The following is a 7,704-nucleotide window of genomic DNA, read 5'->3' on the forward strand; positions in this document are numbered from 1 at the left end:
GGCACCGCGGCCGTCCGATCGACGGGCGCGGGATTCGGTGCCGTCGACGCGGGCGCCTCGGTGGCGGGCGGCGAGCGACGCATGAGCCACCCGCCGACGCCGAGCGCGACGACGATGAGGCCGATCACGAGCGGCAGCACGCTGCGTCGGCGCGCGCTCGGCAGGACCGGCGTGCCGAGCGTCGGCATCTCGCCGAGGCGGCGCTGCTGTTCGGACTTTTTCAAGGCTTCGAGAATCAACGACATGGGGGGTTCCGACTGCGTTCGCGTTGCAGGTTCATTCCACGGTACGGGCGAGGTGCGGCCCGGCGTCGTCCAGCGCCGACAGCGCGAACAGGGTTTCTGGGCCGATGATGCCGTCGGCCTTGATGCCATACGCTTGCTGCAGGGCGCGCACGCGTTCCTCGAACGCGGCATCGAAGACCGCGGGCGTGGCCGCACCGGCCCCGCCGTCGAACGTCTTCATGCGCTCGATCGCCCACGCGACGCCACTGCCGCTCGCGCCGCGCTCGAGCGTCGCGGGGATGTCCGGCGGCAACCGCCAGAGCACCACGAAATCGCCGTTCCAGAACGCCGGCAGCGAATCGCGCGCGAGTTCGTAGCGCGCGCCGGCGAGGTCGAGCCGCACATGCTGCTTGCCGACCCCCTGCAGCAGCGCATGCGCAGGGTGATCCCCCTTGCCGAGCAGGAGGATCAGCGGCCGATCGAAGCGGACGAGCTGGTCGAGCGAGGCGCGTCCGCGCAGGCAAGCGACGCCGGGCGCGACGATCGCGGCGCAACGAGTCGCTTCGCGCACCGACACCGAGTCGGCGTCGACCTGCCAGCGCGCGAGCAATTGCGTGAACGCGGTCAGCTCGGTCTCCGGCTTCTCGGCCAGCCGCGCTTCGAGCCTCGCCGCTTCGGCGTCGCCGGCGCGCGGCGCGGCGCTGGCGGGTGCGGCGGGTACGAATGCCGTCGGCTGCGGCCGCTGCTGCCACCACCATGCGCCGGTGCCCGCGGCGAACAGGAGCAGTGCTGCCGCAGCCGGCATGCCATAGCGGCGCATCCAGTAGCGGGCGTGACCGGGCAGGGTCTCGTCGGCGGCGCGATCGACGAGGCGTTCGCCGATGCTGTCCTGCTCGCGCGCGTAACCGGCCATGAGCGCGCGGTCGGCGATGATGTTCACGAGGCGCGGAATCCCGCCCGATCGCTGGTACAGCGCCTTCATGCCGAGTCGCGAGAACGGAATGCGCATGCAGCCAGCGACCGCCATGCGATGACGCACGTAGGCTTCGGTCTCGGCGCCATCGAGCGGCGTGAGGTGATAGCGCGCGGTGATGCGTTGGGCGAGCTGGCGCAGCTCCGGCCGCTCGAGCATTTCGCGCAGTTCCGGCTGGCCGAGCAGGATGATCTGCAGGAGCTTCTGCGTCGGCGTCTCGAGGTTGGTGAGCAGGCGCACCTGTTCGAGCGATTCGGTCGACAGGTTCTGCGCCTCGTCGACGATGAGGACGACGCGCAGGCCTTGCGCGTAGGCGTCCAACAGGAACGCGTTGAGCGTGTCGGTGAGCGCCTTCAGGCTGCCGCGCTTGCCCTCGATCGGCAGCTTGAGTTCCTCGCACGCGGTCTCGACGAGCTCGACCGGCGACAGTTTCGGATTGAGCACGAGCGCGATGCGCGTGTTCTCGGGCAGCTGCTCGAGCAGGAGCCGGCACAGCGTCGTCTTGCCGGTGCCGACCTCGCCGGTCAACTGCACGAAGCCGCCGCTGCCGCCCTTGCCGATGCCGTAGAGCAGGTGCGCGAGCGCGTCCCGATGCCGTTCGGACAGGAACACGTAGCGGGGATCCGGGGTGATCGAGAACGGCGGCTCGCGCAGGCCGTAATACTCAAGATACATGCGGCTACTTTACCCGACAGGGCCGGGACGGGGCCCGGAAACATGCTGCGCTGCACCCAGCGTATGCGGCCAGCCATGGGCAAGGCGCGCGGAGAGGCGCAAAGTGTGACTCAAATCACAATCCAGCGCGACGGCCGCGGCGCGCGGCACGTCCGTCCGGCGACGACGCGGCCCCTGTCATCCGGTCGACGCGCGCCGCAGGTGCCAGGTCCGTCGCGACGCCGGTGGCGCTTCGCCCGAGAACAGCGCGATCGCGGTGCGCGCGACCTGGCCGGTGTCGTAGTAGGCATAGGCGCCGACGCCGAGCGCGCCGACGACGGGCAGCCAGCGCGTGATGCCGCGGCCGACCAGCCGCTTCGACAGGCTGAGGCCGATCTTCGCCGCGACCTTCTCGACGAGGCGCACGGGAAGGTCCTGGATCAGCAGGCGCGCGCCCACCTGCACGCCGACGTCGCGCAGCGCCTGCGCGGCCGCGTGGCGGAACAGGCAGTACAGCATGTGCGAGCGCGTGAGGTCGGCGCGCACGCCGTAGACGCCCGCGATGTCCGCGACCATCTGGCTCTGGATGCGCCAGATCGCGACGAGTTCCGGTACGAGGGTGAACCAGCCGAGCGGGCCGGGCGGCAGCGCGAGCGATCCCGCGGCGAACGCCGCCTTGCTCGCCGCGGCCGAAGCGATGGCCTGTGCGCGACGCTCGGGCGTGCGACTCGCCTGCTCGTCGGTCTCGGGCACGTGGCCGGCGATGTCGAGCACGGCGCGCGTGAGGCGCTCGCCGAGACGATCGTTCGCCGCGTCGACGCGGCGTGCAGGAACGTGATGGCTCATCGGCCTGTTTATTCCGCTCGGCAGTCGTGCGCGGCAGTCTCGCATGCGCCGGCTGTACGCGCGGCCACCGGCGGTCAGTCGAAGCCGTTCGCGAAGAGCGCGTCGCCGCCGCGCAGCGTGCCGACGACGAGCGTGCGCGGCGCATCGGCCGGCGGCGGGTCGAGCGGCGCGATGAGCGCCACCACGCCGCCGCTGAGCGTGTCGACGCCGTTCCACGCGCCGCTCTGCTCGACCAGTGCCCCGGGGACCGCACCGGCGAAGAACGTGTCGGCATCGATCGCTTGGCCGGCGGGATCCTCGAAGGTCGCGCCCGTGGCATCGAGCGAAAGCCCGAGCACGGACAGCAGCGGCCGGGCGACGCTCTCCACCGGCCCGCCTGCACGCGCGTCCGCAGGCGCCGGCGCGCCGCGAAGGCGAGCGCGCGTCGCCCAGCGATGGCCGAGGCGATCGAGATAGCCGCGCAGCTCGACCTGGCGCGGCTGTGCGATGCCGCTTGCGTAGATCCCGTCCTCGTCGCGCAGCTGTGCCGCGCGGCGCACGGTATTGCCGAGCACGGTGACCGTGCCGTCGACACCCGCCTGCACGTCGCCGGGTTCGACCGGGCCTTCGAGGCGGATCATCGGTGCGTCGAACTGGATGCCCTGTGCGGCGAACGCGCCACCGTCGCCGAACACGCCGTCGACCTCGACGGCGGCACCTTCGACGAGATCGTCCGCGCTGCCGAAACGGAACTCGGTGGTCGCGTCGTAGGTGACCGTGTACGGACCGAACGTAAAGCTGTTGCCGCCGACCGCGCCGACGAGTCCCGTGAGCGCGCCGAGCGCGCCCGGCGTCCCGACCGGCATCGGCGTGACGCACGTGAGCCGCGTCACGCTGTCGAGCACGCTGTCGGCACCGAAACCCGGGATCGCGTCGGCGCGGATCTCGACGTACTGGCCGGCTGCGACGCCCCCGCCGCAGTCGATCGGCGCGACGCCCGCGAGACTCACGCGCTGCGGGCCGATCGATGCCTCGTCGCCGTTCACGGCACTCACGTACCCCGACAGCAGCCAGCGCACCGTCGGCGTGGGCAGGTACTCGACGAACGACGCGAGCAGGGTCGCATTGGCGTCGACGTACCCGCTGACGTCGAGGTGGTCGCCGAGCGCGACATTCGCTATCGCCCCGCCGGGCACGCCCGTGAGCCGCGTATCCGCGGTGACCGTGACTTCCTGGCCGAGCACGCGCAGCGGCTCGGTCGACGTGACCGGCCCTCGCACCGCGTACGAAAACACGACGGTCGCCGCCGCGGCGACGCCGCGTGGAGCCGCCACCGTCGCGTAGCGTGCCTCGACCCGCAAGCCCGGCTTGTCGGGCAGCGGGCTGCCCGGCGACAGCGGTACGTCGTCGACGATGACCTGGGTCTGCGCGTCGACGGCGATGGAATGGCCGTTGACGTCGAGGATTTCGACCGCGCCGGCACGGGCGTACATCACGGCGCCCAGCAGGCGAACGAGGAGGGGAAGAGTCTTCACGCGCATGCGTGCATTATGCTCGACCGCGCGCGCGCCGCATCCGTGTTTTCACTCAGGCGCACGGCGCGGACCCGGCGACGGCCCACGGCGGCCGGCTTGCCCCGCGCGTCGCCGCGTCGGGCAACCGCTCGAGCGCGCGTGCGCCTCAGTGGGTGCCGACGACGACGATCGTCTTGCCCGAGACCTCGATCATCCCCTGTTCCTCGAGCTGCTTGAGCACGCGACCGACCATCTCGCGCGAACAGCCGACGATGCGGCTGATCTCCTGACGCGAGATGCGGATCTGCTTGCCCTTCGGATGGGTCATCGCGTCGGGCTCGTCGATGAGGTCGAGCAAGGTCTTGGCGACGCGGCCGGTGACGTCCATGAACGCGAGCCGGCTCACCTTGCGCGAGGTGTGCAGCAGGCGGTTGGTCAGCTGCGAACCGATCGCGAACAGGATCTTCGGGCACTCGTCGCGCAACGGGCCCTCGAACAGGTTGAACATGCGCTCGTAGCCGATCTCGGCCAGTTCGCACGGCGTACGCGTGCGCACCATCACCTCGCGCCTTGGGGTTTCCACGAACAGCCCCATTTCGCCGATGAACTCGCCCCGGTTGAGATAGGCGAGGATCAGCTCGCGGCCTTCCTCGTCTTCCGACGAGACGGTCAGCGAGCCGTCGATCACGTAGTAGAGGATGTTGGCCGAATCGCCGGGCCGGATGATCGCGGTCTTGCTCGCGTAGCGCCGCCGATGGCAGGCGCCGAGGAACCGCTCCATCGCGGCGCGGTCCGGCGTGAGCATTGCGGGCGCCTGCACGCGGTTGACCTCGCGCTGCAGGGTGTAACGGAAATCGGCGATCTTGCCTTGCGCTTCCATGGGGTCCCCCCGCGCGGACGGGCCGCAGCGGTCATGCTGGCCATGGCGGAACGCACGGAGGTTCCATGCGTTTGCGAGCCCGCCGGGGGCCGGATGATTCATCTTATTGCAAATTGTGCCGCGCGTGGCGACAAACGGCAGCTTCGGTCGGATCGCGACGCCGCGAGGCGGCGCGCGAATCCGGTTTCATCGTGGTGATGCTTGGCCCATAATCCGCCCCCTTGGCGGGGGCGCCGCGGACTCCGCGGCGACCCCTTCGTTCGTTTCCGTCGTTTCGAGGTAGTCCGCCGTGGTCAAACCGATCCCGCGCCTGCAGCTGCAGGGTTTCAACAACCTGACCAAGGCACTCAGCTTCAACATCTACGACATCTGCTACGCGGTGTCGGAAGAGCAGCGTCGCCGCTACATCGAGTATATCGACGAGCAGTACGATTCGGATCGCCTCACGCAGATCCTCACCGACGTCGCGGAGATCATCGGCGCCAACATCCTCAATATCGCGCGCCAGGATTACGACCCGCAGGGCGCGTCGGTGACGATCCTGATCTCCGAGCACCCGGTGGTCGACAAACTCGGCAAGGACGTCATTTCCGACGCCGTGGTCGCGCACCTGGACAAGAGCCACATCACGGTGCACACCTATCCGGAAACGCACCCGCACAACGGCATCGCGACGTTCCGCGCCGACATCGACGTCGCGACCTGCGGCGTCATCTCGCCGCTGCGCGCGTTGAACTACCTCATCGACAGCTTCGAGTCCGACATCGTCACGATGGACTACCGCGTGCGCGGCTTCACGCGCGACGTGAAGGGCCGCAAGCACTACATCGACCACAAGATCAACTCGATCCAGGACTACCTGGCCAAGCACATCCGCCAGAAATACGAGATGTTCGACGTCAACGTGTACCAGGAGAACATCTTCCACACGAAGATGCACGTGAAGGACTTCGACCTCGACACCTACCTGTTCGAGGCGACCGCCGACGACCTCTCGTTCAAGGAGCGCCAGCGCATCGAGCAACTGCTCAAGCGCGAGATCGAGGAGCTGTTCCACGGGCGCAACCTGATGTGAACGAAGGCCGGGCGCCTGAACGCCTGCGCGTCCAGGCCTGGCCCGGCCCTCAGATCCGGTAGGCCACCGCCTTCATCACGCTCGAGGCGAAGCGCATCAGCGCGGGGATCGGCGCCGGCAGCGCGATCGCGCCCGCGGCGAGCGCGTGCTCGGCATGGCGCGCCTCGTCGTCCTTCATCCGGCGCACGATCGCGCGGCTGCGCTCGTCGCCGGCGGGCAACGTCGCCAGGTGCTCGCCGAGGTGCGCTTCGACCTGGCGCTCGGTTTCGACGACGAAACCGAGGCTGACGCGATCGCCGACGAGGCCTGCACCCGCGCCGATCGCCCAGGCGCCCGCATACCAGAGCGGATTGAGCAGGCTCGGCCGGCTGCCGAGCTCCTCGAGGCGCTCGCCGCACCAGGCGAGGTGATCGGTTTCCTCCGCCGCGGCCGCGAGCATCTGCCCGCGCAGCGGCGCCTCGCGCGCGACCGCCGCCTGGCCGAAGTAAAGCGCCTGCGCGCAGACTTCGCCGACATGGTTCACGCGCATGAGGCCTGCCGCATGGCGTCGCGCAGGCTCGTCGAGCGCGGGGTCGGCGAGATCGCCCGCGGGCGAGGGCTGCGAGGCGACCGGCTTCGCCACGCTCACGGTTTCGAGCGCGCGGCCGATCTCGACCAGCAGGCGATCCAGCGGTGACAGCGATCGTTCGATCATGACGCCATTGTCGATCCAAATGCCGGCGACCGCCAATCGCCGCCGCCTCATGCGTCGGCGAGTTGCGCGACGAGCAGCGCGAGCGGGTGTCGCACCGGCAGTGCGCGATCGCGTGCGCGCAGGCCGTTGTCGAGGTGGATGCGGCAGCCGATGTTCGTCGTCAGCAGCAGGTCGGGCGCGAGCGCGGCGACCTGCGCGAGCTTTTCCGCCTGCAGCCGGTCCGCGAACGACGGCTGCTCGACGAAGTAGCTGCCGGCGGCGCCGCAGCAGCGAGGCTGTTCGGGCAACTCGATCACGGCGAGCTGCGGCACCCGCGCGAGCACCGCGCGAATCGACGCGATCTGGCCGACGACATTGACCTGCGTGCACGGCAGGTGCAGCGCGGCGCGCAGCGCGAGTGGCCGGAAGCGCAACCCGGCGAACCCCGCATCGGCCGCGAGGAATGCGTGCACGTCGCGCACGTCGAGCGCGCTCCCTGCGGCGACCTCGCCGCGCAGGTCGCCGTGGCAACCGCTGCTGCACGCGAGCACGACATCGGCCCGCGTGCGCAGCAGCGCGTCACGCGCGGCCGCGGCTTCACGCGCGGCGGCGGCGACGAAGCCGCCATGGCGCGGCAGTGCGCCGCAGCAGTGGCCATCGACCTCGGTGACGCGGTGGCCGGCCGCCTCGAGCAGGATGCGCGCGGCGGCGAGCGTGTCGGCCTCGTAGACGCTGCCGACACAGCCGCGGAACAGTGCGATCGCGCGACCGGTCTGTCGGGCCGGGCGCCGCTCCGAGCTGCGCAGCAGCGGTGGTACGGCGGGCAAGGTCTCGACGACGCGGCGCCAGCGCGAGCCACGCGGCAGCCAGCGCGCGAGCGCAGGCA

At 70.3% G+C, this 7,704-nt stretch carries 8 protein-coding genes; 1 reads left to right on the plus strand and 7 read right to left on the minus strand.

The genetic code is table 11. From position 1 onward, the window contains the following. The 5 genes from VI238_RS15400 to crp all read right to left on the minus strand — a co-directional run. Positions 1 to 245, minus strand: a 245-nt coding sequence (locus VI238_RS15400) for a hypothetical protein (RefSeq protein WP_331652931.1), incomplete at its 3' end; no start/stop codon positions are given. A 31-nt stretch (positions 246 to 276) separates the two neighbouring features. Next, positions 277 to 1,872, minus strand: coding sequence for an AAA family ATPase (locus tag VI238_RS15405; RefSeq protein ID WP_331652933.1), 1,596 nt, complete (start codon positions 1,870 to 1,872; stop codon positions 277 to 279). Positions 1,873 to 2,049: 177 nt separating this feature from the next. Then, positions 2,050 to 2,697 (minus strand): hypothetical protein, encoded by a 648-nt coding sequence (locus VI238_RS15410; RefSeq protein ID WP_331652937.1) that lies wholly within the window; start codon positions 2,695 to 2,697, stop codon positions 2,050 to 2,052. A gap of 74 nt (positions 2,698 to 2,771) precedes the next feature. Then, positions 2,772 to 4,211, minus strand: a complete 1,440-nt coding sequence (locus VI238_RS15415; protein WP_331652939.1) for a DUF5666 domain-containing protein — start codon at positions 4,209 to 4,211, stop codon at positions 2,772 to 2,774. Positions 4,212 to 4,356: 145 nt separating this feature from the next. After that, positions 4,357 to 4,971: a cAMP-activated global transcriptional regulator CRP gene (gene crp / locus VI238_RS15420; RefSeq protein ID WP_414650076.1), complete on the minus strand. Its 615-nt coding sequence runs from the start codon at positions 4,969 to 4,971 to the stop codon at positions 4,357 to 4,359. A gap of 388 nt (positions 4,972 to 5,359) precedes the next feature. On the opposite strand from crp, the gene speD reads away from it, so the two are divergent. After that, positions 5,360 to 6,145, plus strand: a complete 786-nt coding sequence (gene speD / locus VI238_RS15425; protein WP_331652944.1) for an adenosylmethionine decarboxylase — start codon at positions 5,360 to 5,362, stop codon at positions 6,143 to 6,145. Positions 6,146 to 6,194: 49 nt separating this feature from the next. Here the strand turns inward: speD and coq7 are convergent, their stop codons facing one another. After that, positions 6,195 to 6,839 carry a 2-polyprenyl-3-methyl-6-methoxy-1,4-benzoquinone monooxygenase gene (gene coq7 / locus VI238_RS15430; protein ID WP_331652946.1) on the minus strand — a complete coding sequence of 215 codons (645 nt, stop codon included), beginning with the start codon at positions 6,837 to 6,839 and terminating at the stop codon, positions 6,195 to 6,197. A 47-nt stretch (positions 6,840 to 6,886) separates the two neighbouring features. Beyond that, positions 6,887 to 7,704 (minus strand): (Fe-S)-binding protein (locus VI238_RS15435; protein ID WP_331652948.1); only part of this gene is annotated, 818 nt, incomplete at its 5' end.

The organism is Dokdonella sp., assembly GCF_036518555.1.
Lineage (GTDB): Bacteria > Pseudomonadota > Gammaproteobacteria > Xanthomonadales > Rhodanobacteraceae > Dokdonella_A.